This window comes from Gymnodinialimonas phycosphaerae, assembly GCF_019195455.1.
In the GTDB taxonomy this organism is placed as follows: Bacteria; Pseudomonadota; Alphaproteobacteria; order Rhodobacterales; family Rhodobacteraceae; genus Gymnodinialimonas; species Gymnodinialimonas phycosphaerae.
Genome location: NZ_JAIMBW010000001.1, coordinates 4,219,857 through 4,244,813 on the forward strand (window position 1 = coordinate 4,219,857; position 24,957 = coordinate 4,244,813).

Consider the following 24,957-nt stretch of genomic DNA (forward strand, 5'->3'; position numbering starts at 1 on the left):
CGGCGCGGTCGCCGCCGACAGGCGGGGAAACCCACTTCGGCCACGGCACAGGGCCCAAAGAAAAACGGCGCCCCGATCCGGAGCGCCGCTTTCAAAAGTCTTGTTGGCTCTAGTGGCCCGGTTGCTTGTCCCACATCTCACGCGTGGGAAGCTCTTCAAACGTGTGCTCCGGGGGCGGGTTGGGCAGGGTCCACTCCAGCGTGTCCGCATGCTCACCCCAGTAGGCGGGCTCGGTCACGCGGGCACCGGCGCGCAGGGTGTAGAACACCACGCCGATGAAGAAGAGGAACGACGCAAACGAGATGAACGCACCGATCGACGACACATAGTTCCAGAGCGCGAAGGCATCCGGGTAGTCGATGTAACGGCGCGGCATGCCCTGGCGGCCGAGGAAGTGCTGCGGGAAGAACGTGATGTTCGTACCGATGAAGAACACCCAGAAGTGCAGCTGACCGGCCCATTCGGGGTATTGGCGGCCCGACATCTTGCCGATCCAGTAGTAGACCCCGGCGAAGATACCGAAGACGGCCCCAAGGCTCATCACGTAGTGGAAGTGCGCCACGACGTAGTAGGTGTCGTGATAGGCGCGGTCCACACCGGCCTGGGACAGGATGATGCCCGTCGTGCCACCCAGCGTGAAGAGGAAGATGAAGCCGATAGCGAACATCATGGGCGTCTTGAAGCTGATCGAGCCCATCCACATCGTTGCGATCCACGAGAAGATCTTGATGCCCGTGGGCACCGCGATCACCATCGTGGCCACCATGAAGTAGGCCTGCTGGGTCAGGGTCATGCCGACCGTGTACATGTGGTGTGCCCAGACGACGAAGCCCAGGCCACCGATTGCCACCAGCGCGTAAACCATCGGCAGGTAGCCGAAGATCGGCTTCTTGGAGAAGGTCGCCACGACGTGGGAGATGATGCCGAAGGCGGGCAGGATCACGATGTAGACCTCGGGGTGACCGAAGAACCAGAAGATGTGCTGGAACAGGATCGGGTCACCGCCACCGGCGGGATCGAAGAAGGTGGTGCCGAAGTTCCGGTCCGTCAGCAGCATCGTGATGGCGCCTGCCAGGACGGGCAGGGACAGCAGAAGCAACCAGGCGGTCACGAACACGGACCAGGCAAACAGCGGCACCTTGTGCAGCGTCATGCCCGGTGCGCGCATGTTCAGGAACGTGGTGATGAAGTTGATCGAGCCGAGGATCGAGGACGCGCCCGAGACGTGGACGGCGAAGATCGCGAAGTCCACGGCGCGCGATGTCTCGACACCCTGGGCCGAGATCGGCGGATAGAACGTCCAGCCCGGACCCGCGCCGCCGTCGATCATGACCGAGCAGAACGCAAGGCCGGTACCGGCGACATACATCCAGTAGGACAGGTTGTTCAGACGTGGGAACGCCATGTCCGGCGCGCCGATCATCAGCGGCATGAAGTAGTTGCCGAAGCCGCCAAACAGCGCCGGGATCACGACGAAGAACATCATCAGGACGCCGTGGCCCGTGATCAGAACGTTCCACAGGTGACCGTCGGGGTTGCCGTCCAACTGGTCCATCGTGCCCAACAGGGCTTGGGCTTCCGCAGGGTTTGCCGTTGCCAGCATCGCCTCGAACCCATTGACGACGTCGGCCCGCAGACCGCCGGTGATTTCAATGGCATCCGTGCCGGAGGCCAGGATCTGCGCCTGCATCGCGGCGAGCGGTTCGGCGAAGGTGTTCGTGCCCCCTCCGGCCGTGGCCAGGGCCTCGGAGAGGCGATCAAAAATGCCGGTAATGCTGTCGGTCGACCCGACAAAGGCGTCGTACATGTACTGTACGCCCGGCTCCATCAGCTCCATCCGCATGTAAACGGTGAAGGCCACCGAGATCAGGCCGACAAGGCCTGCGGTGAACAGATAAAGGATGCCGATGTCTTTGTGGTTGGTCGACATGAACCAGCGGGTAAAGAACCCCGGCCGGTCGTGGCCGTCATGCCCTGTGAGGGTGGCGTCTGCCATGGTCGTCTCCTGTTCGCGTCTTTGATGCGCGTCTTGATACACGCACGGCACCAGAATCCGGCACCGAAACTCTACGTCCAGATGAGGTGTAGTGCGCGACACGGGCCGGATCAACGCGACAACTCGCGCGGACGTGATCTTTGTGGTGGGTAAAATTGGCGCAGTGCGCGTCGGGATGGGCGCGAAGTGGCACTATACTGCGTGTTTCGCGGATGTTCAGGGCGTTGACGGGGGTCGCGCGTCTATTCGATGCCCTGTCTGCCGGTCCAAAGGCCCGCCTATGTGTCGTGGTTGTGCCGGAACATCATCAGCCGTTGTCGTTGGATGTAGGCCCGCCTCAGATCCTGAGCCGAGAACACGAACCCCTCTTGCGCAGCCAAGGCCAAAACAGGGTCGAGGTTCAAGCTGCCCTGTGCCGCCGAGAGTGCCGAGGTATCGAACTTTCCTTGCGCTATGCCATCAAGATATTTCATCGCCGCGTGTATCGACATGATCCCTTAGCACCCTTCCGAGACAAGAAGGGCGAGCGTTCCGACCACCGTGCTTGTGGTGAACGTGCCGTGGCAATCAAGGTAGCTTTCAATCCGGGTCTGGTCGTTCGAGCCGGACGGTAACGGGACCATCATGTTGCAACCGGGGGGCCAGGAGCCGTTTGCCTGTTGCGTTTGCAAAAGGCGTTCAATCGCCGCGTCCAGGTCGTGTGCTGCGGCATCGGCCCGGGGACCAGAAGCCAAGATGCGGAGCAACCAAGCCAGTTTGAAGCTGTTGTGCTGCGCGGGCAGGTGGCGCGCCGCCCAATGGATCGCGCGGTCGATGGCGTCCCCGGCGTCAAGACGGTCCTGCCCGCAAAGGGCCTCTGTCGCCAGTCCCGTTGCATATTCGGACGTCTCCATCCACGAGCCCGCCCATGATCCGTCGGCTTGCTGCACGCGCAACAGGTCCGTGACCGCGACGTCAAGTCCCGCACGGGCCGCGGAGGCCGTCAACTCGATCTGTTCAAACCGCCAGGCCCGGTGGGCCTGCGTGTCGGGCAGGCTGTGACCCAGTCGTGCCAGCTCTGCGTCGGAATAGGTCTTGAACCCGCCGTTGTCACCGCGGTGCGCTTCGAGAAAGCTGTAGCCGCGCGATACGTGGTCCGAGGTGTCTTGGCCCAAGTCGCGCGCCAAGGTCAGCGCCCAGGCGGTGCTGTCGGCATCCGGCGGCGTGCTTTGCTGGTATCCCCATCCCGCGCCGGGCGGCCGTCTGTGCCGCAATTGATCCCATGCGCCGCGCGCCGCCTGTAACGCTTCTGGCGAGCCGACGGCGGCCACTTGCGTTCCGACGTATCCGGTGACCCATTCGTCGCTGTAGCGTTGCGCGAAGTCGAAATCCCGCCACAGGCCGTTCTGGCATCTTTCCTTCAGCAGGAACCGGAGCCCCCTGTTCATGGCATCGCGTAGCGCGTCGTCTTGGTCATGCGCCCGAGACACCACAGCGGCCTTGGGTGCAAGATGGCGTGCGGGATCGCGGGACGCCCCGAACCTGCGCCATGTCGGTTGAAACCCGACATAGCCCTTGGCGGAGACAAGCCTGTCGCCCTGCACCGTCACCTTGATGTGGCTGGGAATGGCTTCAAGCGCCAGATAATCGCCGTTGCCGTTGCCGTTGCCGTTGTCGTCGCCGCCCGCAAGATCCGCAAGGATCATCGTGTCTGGCCAGATCCCTGCCATATCGTGGGGCGCAAGCTCTGCCTGCCAGCTTTCCATCGCGTTCCAGGAGTCAGGCGCAAGGGGACGTGATGCGGCACGCTCTGTCAGGGATTTCCATCCCCGTTCACGCGCTGGGAAGGCGGAGAACCGAAACTCTGCCCCCACCCGTGGCAAGGGTCTGTCCGTGACATCCAGGCACAGCGTGGTGCGATAGGCGTCGTCGATGATCGTGGCGATGGGGGCAGAGGATACCCGCAGGCCCAACGCACGAAGGAGACCTTCGAAAGACCCGCGCGTCAGGCGCTTGATGTTGATGCGAAGCGGCGTGTCATCGCGCGACAGCATCGCACCAAGATGGGAAACATGCGCGTCGCCTTCCAGGTTTGCCATGATGGTGCGTAGCACCTGCACCTTTGCGTCCAGATCCACGAGAGACAGGGCGCCCAGGGCGTCGATCAGATCCTGCTGACAAAGCCGTGCGTCCTTGTGGAATTCCAGAAACACGGAAGGCTGCCAGCAGTCCGGGGTGAAGGTGTGCGCGTCGACCTCGAGCCAGACGCTTGCGGTCTTCGCGCGCCATCCCTGGGCCGTTGGTGACAGAGTGTCTGCCAGCCCCTCCAGGCAGCTCAAGGCGCGGCCCGGTGCGATGCGCGATGTGGGTAGGTAGGTTGCAAGCGCCCGCATTCCCCCACCCTCGACATCAAAGCACTGAAGCACGTCCACGGATGTGAGGGGGGCCAGGAGATCGAATTCAAACCCGCCCTTGGCGACCGGTGGCATGACGTCGGCGATGCGCTGTGCATCCGCGATCACCGATGCCGGAAACGATTTGCCCGTCACGGGTGCAAGGACACTGAAGACGGTGGAGAGGGATTGCTGCATCGCGCCGTCCCCTCAGGTCATTTCCGACGGGGTGAGATCCGTGAAGCGGGCGTGGAAAATCATCTTCTCAACCTCCCACACCTTCAGGCCCTGCGCGCGCTGGATGATTTCAGGGATCGCGAGTTTGAGGGACAGGCGGACAAGCTTGACGCCATCACAGATATGCGCGCCGCTACCAAACGACAGATGCTGATGCGGGGGGCGGTCGAAGGATATCTCGTGGGGGCAAGAGAATACCGCCGGATCACGGTTCGCGCGGGCGACGTTGAAGGACAGCAGTTCCGGCGTGCCCTCTTCGGCACTTTGGCCCATCAGCCGCACGTTGCGCGCCGGAGGGGCGAGGCGCAGGATTTCATCAATCAATTGGGGCAGATCGGCTTCGCGGCATTGCAGCAGCGCGGGCGATTTCAGGATTTGGTCGAGGCAGATCGCCAAGGCCGTCCCCAGCGTGACGGAGCCTGCAAGCAGGTTTGCCGCGCTCATCACGCTGAAGTCGCGATCCAGGTTGCGCGCCTGTTCCAGATCAAGGAGCCATGCCATCAACCCGCCGTCGGCCACGCCGCCCGTATCAAGGCAGGTGGTGATCGCGCGATGCAGGGATTGCAGGGCGCGATACGAGGGGTATTTGTCTTCCGGGGCGCTTTCCTGGGCAATTTGCAGGTCGCCCGCCTCTGCGGCCCGGTGACAGAGGTCCGGTTCCAGATCCAGCCCCAGAAGGTCTGCCGCCGTCATGAAACTGAAGGGGCGCGCAAAATCGCGGTTCAGCTCGAAGGTCTCGCCGGCGGTCAGCCCATCAAAAGCCTGCCCAAGCCTTTTGCGGATCATCCGCGTGTTGCGCTTTTCGAAGGCCGCGCCCTGGCGTTTGCGGATCTCGGCCTTGGCGACCGGCCCGACGCTTGCGTCGGAGGTATAGGATTTCACCCAGCGCGACTGCCAATGGCGGCAAAACGCACGTTGCAGGCCGCGCGCGCCCTCGGCAGGGGTAGGTTCCTGTGTCTGGGTTTCTTCCAGAAAGTAGCGCCGCGTCTGGAACGCCGCGCGGGCCGCTTCGAACCCCTCCAGGGTTTTCTTGCGCTTGGTCGGGACATCCCACCAGACGCGGCCGTCGATGCGTTCTCCGAACCCTTTATTGGACATGGGACACGTCCCCCATCGTGTCACGACAAGCGATGACCTTGTCCACAGTGTCGCCAAGCGCCGCAAGATCACGCGGCCGTTCGATCCGGAAAACCGGGATCCTGTCAGCCAGCGCCGTTGCGGCAATGAACTCGTGCTTCTTGACCGCGGTCGGAACGGGGTACGCTTTTGAGCTGAGGTGGCGCAGGAGGGACATTTTCGCCCCGTGGCCGCCCACGCGGCTTAGGCCGGGGCAGGGGACGTCCGAGAAGGGCGCAAGCTCGAGGATCGCGCGGATTGGAAGGCTGTCACGTCCGAGGGGTGCAGTGCTTCGATCTGTCTTCAAGAGAGGCTTGGAAAACGCGGGCTGATGCAAGCGAATGCCATCGCCCAGGATGGCGCTTGCGGTGTCTGCCTCGATCCTGAGCACGCTGCTGCCGCGATAGACCGACGCGAGGTCCGCAGATATCGCGGCCACGTCCTCGGAATGGATCGCGCATCCCTTCTGGATGAAGGCGGCGCAGATCGTGGATTTGCCCATGCCCTTTTCCCCCAGCACGATGACCGCCTCCCCCCCAATGTCGATCACCGCCCCGTGCAGGGTCAATCGCCCGTCGCGTCGGCACCAGAAAGGCAACACGGGGCTGATCAGGTGATACGAGACGCGGAAGGGATCCAGAGCCTCAGCGCAGGTGAAGGTGATGGACCTGTCAGCCAGATTGCAGCGCACAGAGGTGGTGGGCAAGCCGTCAAAAGCGGCGAACCAATCCCATGTGTCAGGATCGTGTTCGTAAAGCACAAGCGTGTTGGCGGGCAGGGGCGCGTGTGGGTCAAGGTGAGCAGGGGAGGTGACGGTTCCGCCAGCGGGGGGCCATGCGACCTGCTTGCCCTGAACGGTAAACCTGAGGGGCGTGTCGCGCGACGCCGGTGCAGTGCCCTCGGGGAGGCCTTCGAGTTCCACGTCGGATTGTATCGTGTACCCCAATGCGCGGTAGGTCCGGTCAGGCAACGGCGCTGTCCACCCATCGCACGGGCCTTGTGCCGCAGACGCGCACGGGATCACTCGGCATTCAGAAGACCCTCTGAGACCAGGAAAGTGATCAGCTTCTCCAGATCTTCCTTCAGCCTGTCGTCTTCAACCTCGTACCTGTTGCGAAGATCGGAAAAGATGCGTTGCGCGTCCCCATCATGGGTATCGATCGCCTCCCAGAAGGCACCGGACACCGGGTTGAGTTCATAGACTTCATCGGTGTCCATTTTCAGGATCAGCATGCCGTCGGCAGACGAAGACGCGATCAAGCCGTCCGGTATCGAGAACCGTTTGTAGTCAAGCACAGTGTCATTCCCTCCTGCCGGGGTAAGTGGTAAGCGGTGTCATGGAATACATGCTGAAATCAATAAACGGATGGTTACGTCAATGCAGTTTGTGCGGGCATTTGCCAGACTGCGGGCGCTGACCCCGGCCCAGAGACGCCTGGTATTGGAGGCGTCTTGCATGGCGCTTCTGATCGAGGCTCACCTTCGGATTTTTGGCTACTCTCGGACATCGGCGCGACTAAGCCGCTGGCGCGGTACGCCGCTTGATCTGGACCCGCAATACATCATGCGCTTGAGCCGCCTCGCCAGTGACAAGGTGCTTGGGAAAGACCGCAAGTGCCTGCGCCGTGCCTTACTTGCCCATTGGTATCTGCATCGCTGTGGGCATCCCGCAGAGCTACGGATTGGCTACAGGAAGGCAAGCGGCAAGGTCATCGGCCACGCGTGGATTGAACTACACGGCCAGGTTCTGGGGGATGATCCAGAGGTTTCCGCCGCCTATCCGATCAGATTTCCCGCGGCGCAAGACCGACACCAATCTTCACGGACCTAGGCGGGCACGGCACTGCTGGCCGGGTTGCCGACATCACGACTGTCGCGCGTGGCGCAGGCCGTGTTCAGGAAGAGTAAGTGATACCGTCGGTATTGGAGCCACTGGCGCTTTCGACAACGTCGTCAATGCGACCAACTTTTAGGGCAACCGGTGTCTCGTATGCTTGGCGCGTTTCGGTGGCGCCTTGCGTCTGCTCTGTCTTGGAATTCATTGCTTTTGGCTCTCTTTTCGGTTGTCTTGACAGTCCATCTCGATGAGACACGGGGTACAGCAGTTTCGGCGCATCCGAAAGCAAAAAAAACGCCGAATGTCGGGTAACTGTCTGCCGGGGAACGCGCCGACTGTGGTGGAGCGATTGCAAACGGAGGGTTGGGGAATGCGTGTCAGCAAGGCACTTGGGATACCGGGTGCGCGCAAGGGCAGGGTGGCGGCGTCCGCGACAGGTCCCGTCCCATGAGCGGGATCGCTGCGGTGTTCGAACGCAATGGCACGGGCGCCGGTCCCGCCATCATTGAGGGCATTGCCGATGCGTTGAAGCCCCACGGCCCCGAATGGTCGCGCACTCTGGTGTCCGGGCCCGCAGCGTTCGCCTATGCTCATCTTACCAACACCCCACAGGCGCGGGCTGACGCCCAACCGCTGCACCATGCGCCGAGTGACACGGTATTCCTGTTCGACGGCCGCCTCGATAACCGGGAAGACCTTGCCAAGCGTCTTGGCATGGGCGCGCAAGAGGCGGGCACCTTGCCCGATTCCGCCATCGCGCAGGCGTGCTGGCTTCGATGGGGGCAAGAGGCGCTGGGCCATTGGGTTGGCGATTTCGCCGTGCTTCACTGGGACGCGCGAAATCGCCAGATCACCGCTGCGGTCGATCCCTTTGGGCGACGCTGCCTGAGCTATCACCTGACCGACACGCGCCTTGTCATCGCCTCGATGCCCAAGGGCGTTCTGGCCCACCCGGACATTCGCCGCGTCGTGGATCGCCGAAAGCTGGCCGAAGCGGTTGGACGGATGTTTGTCGTCCAGGATGAAACCCTGTTCGAGGGTATTTCGAGGGTGCCTGCCGGAACGATCCTGACTGTGGGGCCAACAAAAACCCAGCGGGACCGTTTCTATGACATCGAGGCGCGCATCAAACCGATCAGATACCGCAGCGACGCAGAGTATGTGGAGGCGGCATCAGAGTTGCTGTCGCAATCGGTGCAGGCAAGGTTGCGCAGTGGCGGGCCCGTCGGCAGCTTCCTGAGCGGCGGGCTGGATTCGTCATCGGCTGCCGTCGAGGCAGCGGGTCAGCTTATGGCGGCTGGCAAGACGTTGGAGACCTTCACCTCCATCCCGGAAGCGGCGTGGGATGGACGACTTGAGGCACATGTTTACGGGAATGAGACGCCGTTCGTTGAAGCAATTGCCGCGCGTCAGCCGGGGATTACGCTTAACTACGTGGATTGTGCAGGGCTTAAGCTGTCTTATGGTTCCGGCGACTATTTCCGGTGTAGCGACACGTTGTTTCCGGCCTACAACAATGCGCATTGGTATGCTGCGATTGGTCAGGCCGCCAAGGCCAAGGGCGTCACGGCCCTGCTGGATGGCACCTTCGGCAATATGACGTTCTCCAGACGCGGGGATGATCTGTTCATCGAACAGCTAATGTCCGGGCGCTTGGTGCATTTCGCGCGCGAGTTCCGAGCGCGTCGCAAGGGGTCCGTGCCCCGCTCGGCCAAGGCCATTGCCCGGCATCTTGCCAATTGGGCGGTGTTGTCACGCACCCCGCGCGTGATCCGAAAGGCGCGCCAACGCGCCCTTGGCCTGCGGTCGGCGGACCTGCTGCAATCGGTTGTCACATCGGATGTGCTGGATCAGTTCGGCTCGGTCGCGCGGTGGGAAAAGCGGATCGGGCGCACCCTTGGCGGGCCTTACCAAAGCTCGAAAGACAAGTGGCTGGTCTTGCTGAAGCATCATCAGTCCGCCTTGACGGGGGAAATGAACCAAGGTTTCGCCGCAATGCACGGGATCGAATTGCGCGACCCGTTTGCCGACCGCCGGTTGGTGGAGTGGAGTTTGGGCGTGCCGGCGGATCAGTTCACCCGCAACGGTCAGACCCGCTGGTTGATCACCCGTATGATGGCAAATCGATTGCCGGACCAGGTGCTATACAAAGATCGGTATATCGGCCGCCAAGCCCCGGATTGGCATCTGAAGTTCACCCGCGAGCTGGACGACGTCCGCGCCGCGGTTGAGCGGGCGGCGCGACACCCGCTGTTGTCGGAGATGTTTGATTATCCAGACCTCAGGTCCGCACTGGACACCTGGCCCGGCCAAACGCCGATCACCGACGGGGGCGGCACGTTCGATGGACGCGCGCTGCCCCTTGTGCATCAGGCGATCAATTTCGTCGAAGAGCAAGAGCGCCGCTGAAGGGTGCCCGTCACTGCGCGCGGGCGCGGTGCCGCGCATGCAGCCCATCGCGCCCATGATGCGGGGCGGGGCGATCGGCGGGCTTCCGGTTCTGGTCTTCGGTCAAGGCTCTGCCGAGCCGAAGACGGTCGTGAAGCGCTGTTTCAGCGCCACATCCAGGTCATCCATCGTCACCGGCAGGCCCAGATCCACAAGGCTTGTCACGCCATGGCCGTTGATCCCGCAGGGCACAATGCCGTCGAAATGGCTCAGGTCCGGTTCCACGTTGATGGAAACGCCATGGAAGCTGACCCATTTGCGCAGGCGCACGCCGATGGCGGCGATCTTGTCCTCACGCGGGGAACCGTCGGGGAGGGGTGGTTTTTCGGGGCGCGCGACCCAGACGCCGACGCGGCCGTCGCGGATTTCACCGTGCACGTTGAACGCGTCCAATGCGCCGATCACCCACGCCTCTAGCTTCTGCACATAAGCGCGCACGTCGCGGCCGCGGGTGTTGAGGTCCAGCATCACGTAGGCCACGCGCTGACCCGGGCCGTGGTAGGTGTATTGCCCGCCGCGCCGCGTCTGGAAGACGGGAAAGCGGTCGGGGTCGATCAGGTCGGCGGGCCTGGCCGAGGTCCCGGCGGTATAGAGGGCGGGATGCTCCAGCAGCCAGACCGCTTCCCCTGCCTCGCCGCGCGCGATGGCGTTGGCGCGCGCCTCCATCTCGGTCACGGCGATGTCGTAGGGGACGGGGGCGTCCGAGGTGATCCATTCAACCATGGGGGTGCTCTTGCTGGGTCATCGGGGCAACAGCCCCGCGTCACGGATGGTGGCCATCTGTGACCGGCTGACAGGAATGTCCTGCCCCTTTGTCATGCTCAACACGGCGCCATCGCCCCGGCGCGTGGCTGCCGTGATCTGCGCCGTCGCCACCCAGTGCGAGCGGTGGACGCGAAGGCCGGGCGTGTCGCCGACCTCGCGGATCGCGTCTGAAAGGCGCAGCAGCACCATCTCTTCGCCGCGTGTGGTTCGAATGCGGACGTAGTGATCCTCTACCGACAGGGCGACCAGCGCCCCGCGTTTGTCAAGCGGCAGGCGGTCAAGGATGGCCGGAGGGTCGGGCGGGGCCGTTTCGGAGGGGCCATTCGGCAAAAGCTCGATCAGGAACGAGATCAGCAGCGTGATGCCAAAGACGATTGCCACGTCCAGCACCGTGGGGCGAAGGGCGAAGACCAGGTAGTTCAAGCCAAAGACGACGGCGGTGATGACAGCGCTGTTGATCAACGCAAGAGCGGTGCGGGCGATGGTGGCGGTGAACGCGCCGTGCAGGCGCGGCGCCAGGAAGACGCCAAGCCCGTAGCCGATGGCATAGGTGACGGCGGGCACGATGAGCCAATAAGCGATACGCGGCCCCCACGCCATGACGTCACCGGTGCCGAACGGGCCCATCAACGCCAAAACCGCGCCGATGGCGGCCAGGGCCAGGGCGACCTTCGGATTGCTGAAGTGCGTCCGCAATTCACGAAGCGCGGATGACGGGGACGGGGTGTTCACGGTACTCTCGGGGTCATTTGCGTAGGCGTGGTTGCGCCGGATCGGGGGAAGCGTGCCAGAGCGGGCGTGCAAGCTCAACCCGTATCCCTGACCACGGAGGTTCCCATGACACTCGACCCGATAGTGACCGCGCCGCTCGCCGTGCAGGTTCATGTTGTCGCCGCCACGGTTGCGATCCTGATCGGCCCCGTTGCCCTTTACCGCGCGCGCCGAGACATGCTGCATCGGCTTGTCGGGCGCATGTGGGTCTTGGCGATGGCGACGCTGGCGATATCCGCGATTTTCATCCCCGCGGCGGTCCTGCCGCTTTTGGGGCCGTTTGGGCCGATCCATGCGTTCGTGATCTGGACGCTGTATTCCCTGACGCGTGGGATGCGGGCGATCTTCCGGCGGGATATTGCCGCGCACCAGGCTGAGATGCGGGCGCTCTATTGGCAGGCGCTTGGGATCACGGGGGTGCTGACCCTGCTGCCGGGGCGGCGGTTGAATGCGGTGCTGTTCGGGGATGCCGAGATGATGGGCTTTTGGGTCATGCTTGCGCTCGCGGTCGGCACGATCCTGGTGCTGTGGTTGCGTCGGACGGGGCGGCTTGGGCAGGCGGGACAGGCGGGGCGGCAGATTATCTGAAAGGTAGGGTATTCCCCTATCCGCGAATCAGAAAAAGTCCTGCTACGGTTCTTGGCAGTGGAATACCCCTTTCTTGTCTGCGGAGAATTTATTCATGTTTGCCAAATATTTGATGACCTCATCGCTGGTCGCTGCCATTGCACTGACCCCCATGGCCTCGGCCCCTGCACAGGCGCAAGACGCCCGCGACGTGATCGGCGGCCTGCTTTTGGGCGGCGCGATCGGCGTGGCGATCGGCGCTGCAAGCCAGCAGCCCCGCACCCGCGTTATCGTGCCGCAACAGCCGCAGACGCAGCCGGCGCGCCCCAGCCAGCCCCGAGTGGTGCGCCCCGCCATTCCCGCCACGGAGGCCGGGCGTCAGGTGCAGACCGCGCTTAATTATTTCGGCTTTGACGCGGGCTTCGTCGACGGCCAGGTCGGCCCCGCGACCCGCAGCGCCGTAGAGCGCTACCAGGCCTTCCAGGGCTACCCGGTCAACGGCCGCTCGTTCCCCGAGCCCCAGGCCCTGCATCTGATCCAGGCCTATCAGTGGGCCAACAACGGTGGCGCCGCCCAGACCGGCTTGCGAGGGCAGCCGCTGTTGAATGCTTATGCACAACATCTGGCAGGCACCCTGGCCCCGGCCACGCCTTTGCCGGCCACCACCGTGGTGCCTGCGGGCGCAACCGCCGCCACCACGACGGTCATCGTCAACCCGGCCACGACCACGGTCGTTCCCGCGCCCGGCACGAATGGGCCGGTTCAGGTCGTTGCGGCGACCTCGGGCGGTGCCATCCCGAACCTTTTCGCGGGCGCCTCGACCGCGCCGTCGCTGTCCTCTCGCTGTGACGCGGTGGCCCTGCAGGGGCAGGCCAATGGTGGCATGATGACGCTTGGCACATTGTCAAACCCCGGCTTCGCGCTGTCCGAGCAGTTCTGCGTCGCACGCGCCGGTGCCGTGAGCCAGGGCCAGGACCTGACCCAAGCGATCCCGAACCTGACGCTTGCCGATATCACCGTGCAGTGCGAGGGCTTCTCGGACGCCATTGCCGCGCAAACGGCGGTGCTGGACACGATGACGCCGCAGCAGGCGCTTGGCTCGGCGCAGGGCTTTGCCTACAGCACCGGCATCCCGCAAGCTGAACTGGCCGGGACCGCCCGCGTGTGCCTTGGCGTGGGCTACGACGCCGATGATATGGAGATGGCGCTGGGCTCGGCCCTGATCCTGGTGTCCACGGGCGAGCCTGCCTATGGCGAGTTGCTGGGTCACCATCTGCGCGAGGGCTTCGGGATCGCGGCAAATGGCGATGCCGCCCGCGCCTGGTACGACATCTCGCTGACCGCTGTGGAGGCCGGTGCGCCCTCCGTCTTCAACCCTGCTGACGCCGGTCGCTTGCCGCTGATCCGCCAAGCCGTGGCCATGACCCTTGGGGGTCAGCCGGTGCCGGTGCCCGCCGCAGCCCCGGCAGCGCCCGCCGCGCAGAATGCGCTGCCGACCTTTCAGGTCAATCAGTAAGCCGACATCGCAGGCTTTGACATGGACGGCGGACCCCTTGGGGGTTCGCCGTTTTGCCATGGGTGGGCGGCGGTGCTGCGTAGGGTGAAAAAACTGTGGCTCCGGCCCTCGGACCCCCTTCACAAGGTCTCTTCAAGCCGCTAGAGACCGCGCACTACCTGATCACGTGCGCTCGTGGCGGAATTGGTAGACGCGCAGCGTTGAGGTCGCTGTGGGGTAACACCCGTGCGAGTTCGAGTCTCGCCGAGCGCACCATTTTCATTGGCCTACCGCGCTTTGCGCTACTTGAGGCCGGGCAATTCCCAGGCCCTTCCTCTCCTTAGTGTCACTGTTTCCCGGCTATCCAGTCGCGGCCGAGCATTATGGCCCGACCGACTGTCCTTGATCCGATAGGCATATCCTGTGGCGCGTTTGATCAACCTTTGGGCAAGTCCGGGGCGTCGCCGGGCCGCGACCCTTGGGCCTGTGCGCTGCAAATTGCCGTAAAATCAGTTCTATCCGGCGATCTGCGCTCGTTTGGTTCGATGTCCCCATGATCCGTGAATTACCGGTGTCCTCAGGCGCGCGCGCCGTGAAACGCGGCACGCCTTGGAAATCACTGGCCAAGTCACACGCCTCTCTGCAAGTCTGAAGCCAATTTTTCAGGAGGTATTTTCATGATGACGTCTGATCCCACATCCGTGCCCGCGCAAACGTTGCAAGCGATCAAGGCCATGACCCAGGCCGAGGCGGTGGCCGAGTTGAAGACGGTGTTGCGCGCCGCGATCAAGCTGGAGATGGCGACGATCCCGATCTACCTCTACACCTACTATTCCGTGTGTCGGAAGCCGGGGCGCAAGGATCCGGCGACCGAGCCGACCCAGCCCGTGCCGCCGTCCGAGGCCTTCCCGCTGGCTGGGTCGCTTTACGGCAACCAGGCGGGTGCGGTGATCATGAGCGTCGCCGTCGAAGAGATGCTGCATATGTCGCTGGCAATGAACCTGCTGACCTCCATGCTCGATGCCGGAGAGACCCTGCCGCAGATCTACGACGGGCTGACCTTCGGCAATACCGGCGGGATTGTCCTGCCCGCGCTGAGCACGTTGACGCCGCAGACCGGGCGCACCCCGGGCGGGCTGCCTGTGGAGACGATCACGGGCAACGCGCTGGAGATCCCCCTGGCGAAGCTGAGCCTTGAGCAATTGCATCATTTCATGCGGATCGAGTATCCGGGCAAGAAGGATTCCGTATCCGTTGTGGTGGACCCCCTGGCCCCTGATTGGGCCACCATCGGAGAGGTCTACGACTACGCCAAAGCCCTGATCCAATTCGGCAACAGCGGCGCATCGATGGACGATGCCGTGTTCCAGAAGACCGGCGCCACCCAGATCGGCAGCGACAATTACTCGGCCAGTAGCATCGATACGCTGTCGTCGGGAAACAAGTGGTTCACCTTCGACAATCCGCCCGTTGTGGGCACCGACGCGCCGCCTGCACAGGTCGCGGTTTCGACCGTGGCGCAGTTCGAGAATGACGACAATCACGACCATGAAGGCGATGATGCGTTGTTCAGGATTGCCAGCGCTAATGACGCGATCTCGGCCATCAACACCATTTGCGAGCAAGGGGAGGGAGCCGATTTCACCGACTTTGTCGAGCGCGACGATCTGGAGGAGTCGCACTACTACAAGTTCTGGTCGCTTTGCGCGCAGCTTGACGGCTACCCGGCCCAGATGCAGACGCCACCGCAAGTCGCAGGTCTGCCCGCACCTGCCACGATTGCGCCGCAGATCATCGATCTGGGGGCTCGGTTCGTCTATGACTTCCCCACCAATCCCAAGGCCAGCGATTATCACACCGCCGCCCGGTCCGTCGTCGATGTGGCCAATGGGCTGTTCCAATACATGCTGATCATGTCCGAGACGACGCTGCTGGTGCCAACGGCGCAGCAGAAGCTTTATTTCAACAAGACGATGCACCAGTCGATGATCTGGGTGATGGACAAGTTCTATCAGGATCTGCGGCACGTGCAGGATCGCGGCCGCGCAATCGTGCCGACGTTCGAGAACCCATTCCCGACCGGCACGACGCGCGAAAACGCCTTTGCCCAATTGCAGGCGCTGGTGGTTACGTGCAAGGCCAAGGCTAATACCCTGCATGGGTACAAGGCGTTTGGCTGGAACCTTGATGACATCGCGGCTTTGCCCGATGTGTCACCGTTCTGGAGGGGCGACACCGGGGTGGTGCCATCCCCGCTGCCTGCGTTCCTCATTGTGCCTGATGTGCCCGCCGTCACCCCTGATGAAAATAATGCAGGCCCCGCGCTGCCCGAGACGCCCATCGGTGCGGCCCATCCGACCTATCAGGGAACGCAGAAGTTCCCCGCCACACCCCCAGAAGATGCGCAGCTTGACCATGCCGCGGGCGCGGGCAATTGGGTGCGTCATGCCTGCATGGGCTTGAATTCGTGCAAGAACCAGGGCCGGACGCTGAACAATGATTGCGCGGGACAGGGGTGGTGCGCGACCTCGTTGGGGTACAATCCGTCGAACCCGGCCGCACCGCTGGTATCGGACCACACCTGCCACGTGAAAAACGACTGCCAGGGGCAGGGCGGCTGCGGGCTATATGGCACGCAGGACGAGTTGAATGTGCCCGGCGGCAATGCCTGTCAAACGACGGGGTCCTGCGCCACACCAATCAACGCGGAACGCTTCATTACCGAGGGGGATAACCGCAAGAAGAGCGTGTGGAAACAGGCGCGCGCGCATTTCAACGGCGCGGTCTGGCCGACGCTTCCGGCCTCGGGCGGCGGGACGGTGCCGCCGCCTGCGGATGGGCAGAATTACCCGGCAGATACCGCGCTTTTCGCCCATGGTCCCACCATCGAATGGATCGCCAACGCCAGCGGCGAAGGGATGACCGCCTGCGGGTCCAGCGGCATGAGCGGCGCGGGAAGCTGCGCTTGAGTGTGGATGCCGCAGCCCAGGTCAGCGCCCTGCCCAAGCTGGGTTTGGGCTTGGGCCTGCGCAATGAGCACTTCAACCACATTCTGGATACCCGTCCCGATGTGGATTGGTTCGAGGCGATTTCCGAGAATTTCATGGACTCCGGCGGTCGCCCCGGCTGGGTAATCCGCCAGATCGCCGAGCACTATCCCATGGTCCTGCACGGGGTGTCGATGTCCATTGGCAGCACCGATCCGCTGAACGAAAGCTATCTGTCCAAGCTGAAGGTCCTGGCCGATGACGTGCAGGCGCGGTGGGTCAGCGATCATCTGTGTTGGACTGGCGTGCTTAGCATCAACAGCCACGACCTGCTGCCGCTGCCCTTGAACCAGGAGACCTTGGACCACGTGGTCGCGCGGGTGCATCATGTGCAAGACGTGTTGGGCAGGCCTTTGGTTCTGGAGAATCCGTCGACGTATGCGGCGTTCCAGAACTCCGATATCCCCGAGCCGCAGTTCCTGCGGGCGCTGTCGGATGCCACGGGCTGCGGGCTGCTGCTGGATGTGAACAACGTCTATGTCTCGTGCTTCAACGACGGCACGGACCCGCTTGATTACCTTGAAGAAATCCCGTTCGACCGCGTGGTGCAGATGCATCTGGCAGGCCACACCCATTGCGGGGACTACCTGCTGGACACCCACGACAAGCCCGTGACCCGAGGCGTGTGGGAGCTGTTTCGACTGGCCTGGCGGCGCACGGGCGGGGCCTCGACCCTGTTGGAATGGGACGGCGACGTGCCCGCTTTCGAAGACCTGCACGCCGAGGTGCTGAAGGCGCGCGCCTTCATGGCAGGCGAGGTGGAGGCCCTGCATCTTTATGCAGAAGATCCGGCGGTCGGCCCTGCGCGGGTGTCCAACCCGGTGGATCACATCGTCTCTTCCGTGTGCGGCCACTCAAAGTTGGACGCATGACCTCGCTACGCGACATGCAGGTGTGGATGCAAAACGCCCTGATCGACCCGCAAGGTGTGCGGACGGCAGAGGTGGCGCAGCATTTGGTGCCGTCCAATCGCCTGTCGGCTGGGGCGCGTTTGGGGATCTACCAGCGCAGCTACATCACCCGGCTTTGCGCCTGTCTGGCCGAGCAGTTTCCCGCCTCGCGCCATGCCTTGGGCGCGGCGTTGTTTGATCAGTTCGCCCGTGTCTATTTGGCCGAAGCGCCGTCCGACAGTTACACGCTCTACGAATTGGGGCGTCGGTTTCCGGCCTTCCTGGAAGCCTCGCGGCCCGACGCGGACGCGCCGGAGGCATGGGTGGATTTCATGCTTGATCTGGCGCGGTACGAGCGGGCGTTGTTCGTGCTGTTCGATGCGCCGGGCCATGAGGGGAAGCACTGGCCAACCGTCGACACACCCGATGCGGACTTGGTGCTACAGCCCTGCTTTGTCATCGGGGCCTATCGGTTCCCGGTGGCGCAATACTACCACAGCGTGACCGATCAGGCAGAGCCGAGCCTGCCGCCGATGGTCGACAGCTTTGTCGCGATTGCGCGGTATGACTATGTGACGTCGTCTTTCCCGATCTCGCGGCTGCACTACGGACTGTTGAGCGCGATGCAGGAGGTGGGCCGCGTGGGCGCAGCCCTTGCGCTGCTGGCCCAAAGGGAGGGCGTGCCCGAAGATCAGGTGCACGCTGCCTGGGCCGGACAAATCCGCGCGCGCTGGATCGAGAACCGGTTTTTCGTGTCAAAGGACGCGTAGCTATTCCGCCGCGATTTGCTGCGAAGGCGTGCCGTAGCCGTCACGGGTCTGGGGCACCTTGATGCCAAGGGCCGCGCCCGCGATCTGCGTGCGCAGGATCTGCGCCGTGCCGCCACCGATGGTGAACATGCGCACGTCGCGGTACATCCGCTCCAGCGGCTCTTGATCGCCATAACCGCGCGCACCGAACATTTGCAGGGCGTCGTTGACGACCTTTATGCCCATTTCGGAGGCGAACAGCTTGGCGCGGGCGGCCTTGATCATGTCGGGAAAGGTCCCGTCACAGCGGGCGGCATCGTGCAGCATCAGGCGAGCGGCGTGGACCTGCGTGTCCATGTCGGCGACCATCCATTGCAGGCCCTGGAACTCGGCCAGCGGGCGGCCGAATTGCTGACGCTCCAGCAGGTAGCGCTTGGCGTGCTCCAGCGCCCCTGCGGCGACGCCGAGCGCGATGGTGCCTGCGCCTACACGTTGCGAGTTATAGGCCGTCATCAGATCGGCAAAGCCCCGCTTGAGGCCGGAAGGGGGCGTAAGCAGCCACTTGGCGTCGATTTCCAGATCGTCGAAGGCCAGTTCGGCTTCGGGCATGCCACAAAGGCCCATGGTGTGCTCTCGTCTCACGACGGTGAAGCCCTTGGGCGGCGCGGCGTGGTCCACGTGAACAATGAAGCCGCCGATGCCTTGGGGGGTGCCATCCTCGGCCAGCACCTGCGCGAAGATCAGGTGCAGTTTGGACACGCCGCCCCCGGTGATCCAGTGCTTGCGCCCGTTCAGAACGTAGGTCTTGCCGCGTTTCTGGGCGGTGGTCTGCATCTGGGTCGCGGCAGATCCGGCCTCGGGCTCGGTGATGCAGATGGCGGGCTTGTCGCCAGCCAGAACGATCGGGGCACAGAAGGCTTTCTGCTCTTCGGTGCCATAGGCCATTACGGCGCTTATGCCGCCCATGTTGGCCTCTACCACCACCCGCGCGGTCAGGGTGCAGGCCTTGGCGATTTCCTCCACCACCATGGCGACGTCCAGAAAGCTGGCACCTTGGCCGCCGTAGGCTTTCGGGATCGACATGCCCATCAGGCCTGCGTCCACAAGGTCCGTGATATTGCTCCAGCAATAGCTGCGCGAGCGGTCCCAATGGGCAGCGCGGCTGGCGAAGGTGGGGGCAAGGTCTTTGGCGGCGGCAAGCAGCGGGTCTGTCATAACGGGCTCCGGTCGTGATCACGGATGCGTGATGGGTTGACCATATGGGCCTTGGTAGTTCATTTCCATCGTATAAGATTTGATCTTACATTCAGGACTATTGAATTTATGAAAACGCGCGCGCTAAGAACCCTTGTCAAAATCGCGTCTGAAGGGTCGTTCGTGCAATCGGCTGAACAACTGGGGATCACGCTGTCCGCGCTGTCGATGCAGATGAAAGCGCTGGAGGCAGAATTGGGCGTCGCGCTGTTTGACCGCAGCCACCGCCCGCCTCGGCTGACGCCCCTGGGCGCGGCTGTCGTGGCGGAGGCTCGCGTGTTGCTGGCCCGGGAGGACAGGCTGTTGGAGCTGTGTCGCCCCAGCGACGCCTTGGTGGGGCATTTCAAACTGGGCTTCGTGACAACGGCGGCGGTACGGCTGTTGCCGGATTTCCTGAGGGCTGCCCAAGAAGCGGCACCGCTGGCGAATTTCGCGGTTGAGACGGGCCTGTCGGCGGTGTTGCAAGAAAAGGTCCTGAATGGCCAGATTGATGCCGCTGTCGTCACGGACGCGGATGGCTTGCCGCCGCGATTGTCGTCCAGCGTGTTGCGACGCGAGCCCTTCGTCTTTGCCGCCCACGATGATCTGATGGCGGGCGGGTTGGAGGGGTTGATGGCGCATCACACGTTCTTCCACTTCATGCCGGACACGGGCATCGGCAAGCTGATCGCGCGGGCGATGCTGGATCAGGCGCGACCGGAAGGCGTGCGGTCCATCGTGCTGGATGATCTGGAGGCGATCATGGAATGCGTCGCGGCGGGGTTGGGGTTCACGCTGCTGCCGGTGCCGGATGTGGAGCGGTATCTGACGCGGAGCGTGCGCACGCTGCCCGCCCCCGACGGTTTGGAGCGCAAATTGGTGCTGGCTGTGATGCGTGACGGGGCGTTGGCCTCGCGCGAAGCGGCGTTGCGCGCGCTTTTCGAGACGCCCTAGGTCTGGCCGCTGATCTGCATTTCGTAGAGGCGCGCATATGCGCCGCCCTTGGCCAGAAGCGCGTCGTGGGTGCCTTCCTCGATCACGCGGCCCGCCTCCAACACAACGATTTTGTGGGCCGCGCGGATGGTGGCCAGGCGGTGGGCGATCACCAGCGTGGTGCGCCCCTTGGCCAGGCGATCAAGGGCCGCGCCCACCAGCTTTTCGGACTGGGCATCAAGCGCCGAGGTCGGCTCGTCCAACAGCAGGATCGGCGCACTTTTCAACATGGCGCGCGCGATGGCGACGCGCTGACGTTGCCCGCCGGACAGGTTCGATCCGCGCGGGCCCACGGCCGTTTCGACCCCTTGGGGCAGGCCTTCGGTGAATTCCAGCACGGAGGCATTGCGCGCGGCATCCAGCACGGCGGCATCCGGCGCGTTCAGGTCGCCCATGCGGATGTTGGCGGCGATGGTCTCGTCAAACAGGGCGGTTTCCTGCCCGACGACGGCAATCGTGTCGCGAAGGGCCGTGATGTCCGCCTCGCCGACCGCGACGTCCCCAATGCGGATGACACCTGATTGTGGGTCGAAAAGGCGCGTGAGGGCGGCGAAAACGGTGGTCTTGCCCGCCCCGGATGCGCCGACAAGGGCCGTGGTTTCACCGGCCTTGGCTGTGAAGGACAGACCGTGAAGCACCGGCGCATCGCCATAGGCGAAGTGGACGTCTTCGAAGGTGATGTCGCCGGGGGTTAGCGGGCGGGGGGCTGCGGGGGGCAGGATTGTGGGCTTGGTCTCAAACACCGCGTAGATCCGCTCCAGGGATGCACCCGCCGCTTGCACCTGTCCCGCAATGGAGGACAGACGGCGCAGCGGTTCGAACAACAGGCCCAACGCGGTGAAGAAAGACATGAACTCACCCACCGTCTTGTCGCCGGCGATAATGTCCTGGCCCCCGAAATAGAGGACGGCCACAAAGCCCGCTGCGGCGATGATATCGATCATGGCGGGGTTTGCGGCGACACCGATCTGCGCCTTGATCGACGGCCGCAGAAAGTGGCGGATTTCATCGCGGAAACGGGTGGCTTCATGGCCCTCAAGACGGTTGAGCTTGATTGTCTGGACGCCGTGAAAAAGCTCATCCAGGCGGGTCGAGAGCCGCGCGGCGGCCGCGCGGGCGGCGATGGCGGTGCGACGGATGAAGGCCTGCACCGCCAGCAGTGGCAGGATCAGAACGGGCAGACCGACAAGCGCGAAAAGCGTCCATTGCCAGTCCGTCCAGAGCATCACGACCAACAAGGAGATCAGCGTGACGCTATCGCGCCCCAGCGACACCAGCACCGAGGACGACAGCGATTGCAGGGCGGCGGTGTCGCCGCGCACCCTCTCGATCAAGGCGCCGGGGGCGTTGCTTTGGAAAAAGCTCATGTCGAGGGTGAGGAAATGTTGCACCAGCCGGGTCTGGATCTGGGTGATCACCTTCAGGCCGACGCCGACCATCAGGACGCGCTGCAAGAACCCCGCCGTGGCGCGGATCGCGAATAGCCCGCCAACGGTCAGCGCCACCCACGTGACCCCTTCCATCGAGCCTGCGCTGAACAGCGTATCGAAAAGCGGTTGCACCAACCATGCGAAGGCCCCGATCGCGGCACCCTCGACGCTCATCAACACGACGGCCACTGCGATGATGGGCCAGAACCGGGCGACATGTTCGCGCCAGAGCCGACGCAGCAGGCGGCGCGGCTTGGCAGAGTGGTCCAGATCGTTGCGGGCTTCGGGCGTGGACGAGGCAGGCACGGCGGGCGGATCCAAGCAGTCGGGACGGTTGGGCGGCAGGGATGCCGTCTTCGGTTGCGCCCCATTTCACGGATCACAAGGCGGCCCGTTTAGGGTTATGCGAAGTCTGCCATCAGCACAAGAACTGGCCAGACTGCCTAGATGGGGGCCAATTAGGACGTAGATTGCCGAATTATGTCCGTAATCACAGGAAATCCGCCTTTGATTGAGGTATCAGCGCACCAATTGGTTGAAACCCGGCGCAAGCTGCGTCTAGGCTATGTGCAGATAAGCTTGGGCGCGGTCGGTGGACCGGAGACACTAAAGCAAAACAACAAGGAGTGAGGTTTGACCTCAGACGGATCTCAAGCGTTCGTATCATTCGATCGCGTCCAGAAAAGCTATGACGGCGAGATTCTCGTCGTCAAGGATCTCAACCTGCACATTGGTCGTGGCGAGTTCCTGACCATGCTTGGGCCCTCGGGCTCAGGCAAGACGACGTGCCTGATGATGCTGGCCGGGTTCGAAACCGCCACCCACGGCGAAATCACGCTGGACGGCAAGCCGATCAACAACATCCCGCCCCACAAGCGCGGCATCGGCATGGTTTTCCAGAACTACGCTTTGTTCCCGCACATGACGGTGGGGGAGAACCTGTCGTTCCCGCTGGAAGTGCGCGGCATGGCCAAGTCTGAGCGTGAGGGCAAGATCAAGCGCGCGCTCGACATGGTGCAGATGGGCGATTTCATCAATCGCCGTCCCGCGCAGCTTTCGGGCGGTCAGCAGCAGCGTATCGCACTGAGCCGGGCCTTGGTGTTCGAGCCGGAGCTGGTGCTGATGGACGAACCGCTTGGCGCGCTCGACAAGCAGCTGCGCGAAACGTTGCAGTTCGAGATCACCAATCTGGCCCATGAGTTGGGGATTACGACGGTCTACGTGACCCACGACCAGACCGAAGCGCTGACCATGAGCGACCGCGTTGCGGTCTTTGACGATGGCCGCATCCAGCAGTTGGCCGCGCCTGATACACTTTATGAGCAGCCGCAAAACAGCTTCGTGGCGCAGTTCATTGGTGAAAATAACACGCTGCAAGGCACCGTTTCCAAGATGGCGGACGACATGTGCGAAGTGACGCTGACCGATGGCTCCATCATTGATGCGCTGCCGGTCAATGTCAGTCAGGTGGGTGAGAAGACGCAAGTCTCCATCCGGCCCGAGCGGGTCGAGATGGACTCCAGCCGTCTGACACCTGGCGCCCATACGTTGAAGGCCGAAGTGTTGGAGTTCGTCTACATGGGCGACATCTATCGAACCCGTCTGCGGGTTGCCGGGATCGATGACTTCATCATCAAGACACGAAATGCCCCCGATCAGCGCAGGCTGAAACCGGGGGAGCGCATCGAGATTGGTTGGCGTCCACAGGATTGCCGCGCACTTGATGCATAAGCTTGCCTGCGCCCGTTCGGAAGATATGGGCGGACGCTGGCCAAAAACCTCGGGGGACAACTCCCGACCGAAGTTCAACCAAGGAGAGACCACATGAATCTCAAGAGCCTTATGCTCCTGACAACTGGCGCCAGCATGGCCGCCACCGGCGCTATGGCCGACGGCCACATGGCCGGTTCCATGACCCTCGTGTCCTGGGGCGGCGCCTACCAGCAAAGCCAGATCAACGCCTATTCCGATCCCTATGCCGCCATGAACGATGGCCTGGAGATCATCTGGGATGAATCCTCTGCCGAGGCCGTGGCGCGTCTGCGTGCCATGAATGAGGCCGGTAACATCACCTGGGACCTCGTGGACGTTGTGGCCGCCGATGCCATCCGTCTTTGCGACGAAGGCCTGGCGATGGAAATCGACCATGACGAAATGCTGGCACCCGCGCCCGATGGCACGCCCGCGTCCGAAGACTTTGGCGACCTGATCGTGTCCGACTGCTTCATCCCGCAGATCGTGTATTCCACGACCGTGGGCTATCGCACGGACGTGGCAGAGTGGAATGGCGCAACGCCCTCCGACATCTGCGCGATTTTCGACACCGAGACCTTCCCGGGCCAGCGGTCGCTGGAGCGTCGCCCGATCGGCAACCTCGAATGGGCGCTGATGTGTGACGGCGTTGCGATGGAAGACGTCTATGACGTGCTGGAAACCGAAGAAGGCGTCGCGCAAGCCTTCGCCATGCTCGACACGATCCAGGACACCACCGTTTGGTGGAACGCCGGTGCCGATACGCCCCAGCTTCTGGCCGATGGCGAAGTCGTCATGGGGTCCACCTACAATGGTCGCCTGTTCTCGCTGATCGAAGAGCAGGACCAGCCCGTTGCGATGCTTTGGGACGCCCAGGTGTTCGACCTTGACGGTTGGATCATCCCCGAAGGCCTGCCCGAGGATCGCCTGGCCCGGACGCTCGACTTCGTGCGTTTCGCCACGGACACCCAGCGTCTGGCGGACCAGTCGCGCTGGATCTCCTACGGTCCGGCCCGTGCGTCTTCCGCACCGCTGGTCGGCACGCACGCCGACCTTGGCATCGAGATGGCGCAGCACATGCCGACCGATCCGGCCAACGCCACGCGGACGTTCCTGTTCAACTACGAGTGGTGGGCAGACTACCGCGATGACATGGACGCTCGTTTCCAGGCATGGTTGGCGCAGTAAGCGACTGACCCCGGGCGTGACGCCCGGTCTGTGGACGATATCGGACGGGCCGCAATGGTGGCCCGTCCAAC

20 protein-coding genes and 1 tRNA gene are annotated in these 24,957 nt (G+C 63.3%); 11 read left to right on the plus strand and 10 right to left on the minus strand.

Going from position 1 to position 24,957, the window contains the following annotated elements; translation table 11 throughout:
- Positions 1-109: 109 nt before the first annotated feature.
- The 6 genes from KUL25_RS21245 to KUL25_RS21270 all read right to left on the minus strand — a co-directional run bounded on the left by KUL25_RS21245 (position 110) and on the right by KUL25_RS21270 (position 7,017).
- Positions 110-1,996, minus strand: a complete 1,887-nt coding sequence (locus KUL25_RS21245) for a cytochrome c oxidase subunit I (protein WP_257894715.1) — start codon at positions 1,994-1,996, stop codon at positions 110-112.
- A 278-nt stretch (positions 1,997-2,274) separates the two neighbouring features.
- A complete protein-coding gene (locus KUL25_RS21250; protein WP_257894716.1) occupies positions 2,275-2,487 on the minus strand; it encodes a hypothetical protein in 213 nt (70 codons plus the stop codon).
- A 6-nt stretch (positions 2,488-2,493) separates the two neighbouring features.
- Positions 2,494-4,566 (minus strand): prenyltransferase/squalene oxidase repeat-containing protein, encoded by a 2,073-nt coding sequence (locus KUL25_RS21255; protein WP_257894717.1) that lies wholly within the window; start codon positions 4,564-4,566, stop codon positions 2,494-2,496.
- Positions 4,567-4,578: 12 nt separating this feature from the next.
- On the minus strand, positions 4,579-5,703 hold the full coding sequence (locus KUL25_RS21260) for a cytochrome P450 (RefSeq protein WP_257894718.1): 1,125 nt from the start codon (positions 5,701-5,703) through the stop codon (positions 4,579-4,581).
- Positions 5,693-6,691 (minus strand): phosphoenolpyruvate carboxykinase (ATP), encoded by a 999-nt coding sequence (locus KUL25_RS21265; RefSeq protein ID WP_257894719.1) that lies wholly within the window; start codon positions 6,689-6,691, stop codon positions 5,693-5,695. The genes KUL25_RS21260 and KUL25_RS21265 overlap by 11 nt, the downstream gene beginning before the upstream one ends.
- A gap of 50 nt (positions 6,692-6,741) precedes the next feature.
- Positions 6,742-7,017 carry a PqqD family protein gene (locus KUL25_RS21270; RefSeq protein WP_068354120.1) on the minus strand — a complete coding sequence of 92 codons (276 nt, stop codon included), beginning with the start codon at positions 7,015-7,017 and terminating at the stop codon, positions 6,742-6,744.
- Between the two features lie 82 nt (positions 7,018-7,099).
- Between KUL25_RS21270 and KUL25_RS21275 the strand changes: the two genes are divergently transcribed.
- Positions 7,100-7,552, plus strand: coding sequence for a lasso peptide biosynthesis B2 protein (locus tag KUL25_RS21275; protein ID WP_257894720.1), 453 nt, complete (start codon positions 7,100-7,102; stop codon positions 7,550-7,552).
- Positions 7,553-8,005: 453 nt separating this feature from the next.
- Complete coding sequence (locus KUL25_RS21280) at positions 8,006-9,967, plus strand: asparagine synthetase B family protein (RefSeq protein ID WP_257894721.1); 1,962 nt, start codon at positions 8,006-8,008, stop codon at positions 9,965-9,967.
- A gap of 102 nt (positions 9,968-10,069) precedes the next feature.
- On the opposite strand, the gene lipB is transcribed toward KUL25_RS21280, so the two are convergent.
- Positions 10,070-10,729, minus strand: a complete 660-nt coding sequence (lipB, locus tag KUL25_RS21285; protein WP_257894722.1) for a lipoyl(octanoyl) transferase LipB — start codon at positions 10,727-10,729, stop codon at positions 10,070-10,072.
- Positions 10,730-10,747: 18 nt separating this feature from the next.
- The gene (locus KUL25_RS21290; RefSeq protein WP_257894723.1) at positions 10,748-11,581 is read right to left on the minus strand and encodes a LytTR family DNA-binding domain-containing protein; all 834 of its coding nucleotides are present in this window, start codon (positions 11,579-11,581) and stop codon (positions 10,748-10,750) included.
- A 27-nt stretch (positions 11,582-11,608) separates the two neighbouring features.
- Between KUL25_RS21290 and KUL25_RS21295 the strand changes: the two genes are divergently transcribed.
- The 6 genes from KUL25_RS21295 to KUL25_RS21320 all read left to right on the plus strand — a co-directional run bounded on the left by KUL25_RS21295 (position 11,609) and on the right by KUL25_RS21320 (position 18,311).
- Positions 11,609-12,130: a DUF2306 domain-containing protein gene (locus KUL25_RS21295; protein WP_257894724.1), complete on the plus strand. Its 522-nt coding sequence runs from the start codon at positions 11,609-11,611 to the stop codon at positions 12,128-12,130.
- A 94-nt stretch (positions 12,131-12,224) separates the two neighbouring features.
- The gene (locus tag KUL25_RS21300) at positions 12,225-13,625 is read left to right on the plus strand and encodes a peptidoglycan-binding domain-containing protein (protein WP_257894725.1); all 1,401 of its coding nucleotides are present in this window, start codon (positions 12,225-12,227) and stop codon (positions 13,623-13,625) included.
- A gap of 168 nt (positions 13,626-13,793) precedes the next feature.
- A tRNA-Leu gene (locus tag KUL25_RS21305) sits at positions 13,794-13,880 on the plus strand.
- Positions 13,881-14,281: 401 nt separating this feature from the next.
- Positions 14,282-16,573: a ferritin-like protein gene (locus KUL25_RS21310; protein ID WP_257894726.1), complete on the plus strand. Its 2,292-nt coding sequence runs from the start codon at positions 14,282-14,284 to the stop codon at positions 16,571-16,573.
- A gap of 2 nt (positions 16,574-16,575) precedes the next feature.
- Entirely contained in the window at positions 16,576-17,523 is a 948-nt protein-coding gene (gene bufB / locus KUL25_RS21315) for an MNIO family bufferin maturase (protein WP_257894918.1), read from the plus strand.
- Positions 17,520-18,311 (plus strand): HvfC/BufC N-terminal domain-containing protein, encoded by a 792-nt coding sequence (locus KUL25_RS21320; protein WP_257894727.1) that lies wholly within the window; start codon positions 17,520-17,522, stop codon positions 18,309-18,311. The genes bufB and KUL25_RS21320 overlap by 4 nt, the downstream gene beginning before the upstream one ends.
- Here the strand turns inward: KUL25_RS21320 and acdA are convergent, their stop codons facing one another.
- A complete protein-coding gene (gene acdA, locus KUL25_RS21325) occupies positions 18,312-19,505 on the minus strand; it encodes a 3-sulfinopropanoyl-CoA desulfinase (RefSeq protein ID WP_257894728.1) in 1,194 nt (397 codons plus the stop codon).
- A 108-nt stretch (positions 19,506-19,613) separates the two neighbouring features.
- Here acdA and KUL25_RS21330 point away from each other — a divergent pair, with 108 nt between their 5' ends.
- Positions 19,614-20,477 (plus strand): LysR family transcriptional regulator, encoded by an 864-nt coding sequence (locus tag KUL25_RS21330; protein WP_257894729.1) that lies wholly within the window; start codon positions 19,614-19,616, stop codon positions 20,475-20,477.
- Here the strand turns inward: KUL25_RS21330 and KUL25_RS21335 are convergent.
- Positions 20,474-22,252: an ABC transporter ATP-binding protein gene (locus KUL25_RS21335; protein WP_257894730.1), complete on the minus strand. Its 1,779-nt coding sequence runs from the start codon at positions 22,250-22,252 to the stop codon at positions 20,474-20,476. The two genes, KUL25_RS21330 and KUL25_RS21335, sit on opposite strands and share 4 nt — an antisense overlap.
- A 327-nt stretch (positions 22,253-22,579) precedes the next feature.
- Here KUL25_RS21335 and KUL25_RS21340 point away from each other — a divergent pair, with 327 nt between their 5' ends.
- Together KUL25_RS21340 and KUL25_RS21345 are read left to right on the plus strand one after the other, a co-directional pair.
- On the plus strand, positions 22,580-23,677 hold the full coding sequence (locus KUL25_RS21340) for an ABC transporter ATP-binding protein (RefSeq protein WP_257894731.1): 1,098 nt from the start codon (positions 22,580-22,582) through the stop codon (positions 23,675-23,677).
- Between the two features lie 93 nt (positions 23,678-23,770).
- Complete coding sequence (locus KUL25_RS21345; protein ID WP_257894732.1) at positions 23,771-24,886, plus strand: ABC transporter substrate-binding protein; 1,116 nt, start codon at positions 23,771-23,773, stop codon at positions 24,884-24,886.
- Positions 24,887-24,957 lie beyond the last annotated feature (71 nt).

Coding starts and splice junctions, on each gene's coding strand:
- KUL25_RS21310 (WP_257894726.1), top strand. CDS start 14,282: ATGATGACGTCTGATCCCACATCCGTGCCCGCGCAAACGTTGCAAGCG.
- KUL25_RS21260 (WP_257894718.1), bottom strand. CDS start 5,703: ATGTCCAATAAAGGGTTCGGAGAACGCATCGACGGCCGCGTCTGGTGG.
- KUL25_RS21345 (WP_257894732.1), top strand. CDS start 23,771: ATGAATCTCAAGAGCCTTATGCTCCTGACAACTGGCGCCAGCATGGCC.
- KUL25_RS21320 (WP_257894727.1), top strand. CDS start 17,520: ATGACCTCGCTACGCGACATGCAGGTGTGGATGCAAAACGCCCTGATC.
- KUL25_RS21300 (WP_257894725.1), top strand. CDS start 12,225: ATGTTTGCCAAATATTTGATGACCTCATCGCTGGTCGCTGCCATTGCA.
- KUL25_RS21250 (WP_257894716.1), bottom strand. CDS start 2,487: ATGTCGATACACGCGGCGATGAAATATCTTGATGGCATAGCGCAAGGA.
- KUL25_RS21275 (WP_257894720.1), top strand. CDS start 7,100: ATGCAGTTTGTGCGGGCATTTGCCAGACTGCGGGCGCTGACCCCGGCC.
- acdA (WP_257894728.1), bottom strand. CDS start 19,505: ATGACAGACCCGCTGCTTGCCGCCGCCAAAGACCTTGCCCCCACCTTC.
- lipB (WP_257894722.1), bottom strand. CDS start 10,729: ATGGTTGAATGGATCACCTCGGACGCCCCCGTCCCCTACGACATCGCC.
- KUL25_RS21245 (WP_257894715.1), bottom strand. CDS start 1,996: ATGGCAGACGCCACCCTCACAGGGCATGACGGCCACGACCGGCCGGGG.
- KUL25_RS21295 (WP_257894724.1), top strand. CDS start 11,609: ATGACACTCGACCCGATAGTGACCGCGCCGCTCGCCGTGCAGGTTCAT.
- KUL25_RS21255 (WP_257894717.1), bottom strand. CDS start 4,566: ATGCAGCAATCCCTCTCCACCGTCTTCAGTGTCCTTGCACCCGTGACG.
- KUL25_RS21280 (WP_257894721.1), top strand. CDS start 8,006: ATGAGCGGGATCGCTGCGGTGTTCGAACGCAATGGCACGGGCGCCGGT.
- KUL25_RS21330 (WP_257894729.1), top strand. CDS start 19,614: ATGAAAACGCGCGCGCTAAGAACCCTTGTCAAAATCGCGTCTGAAGGG.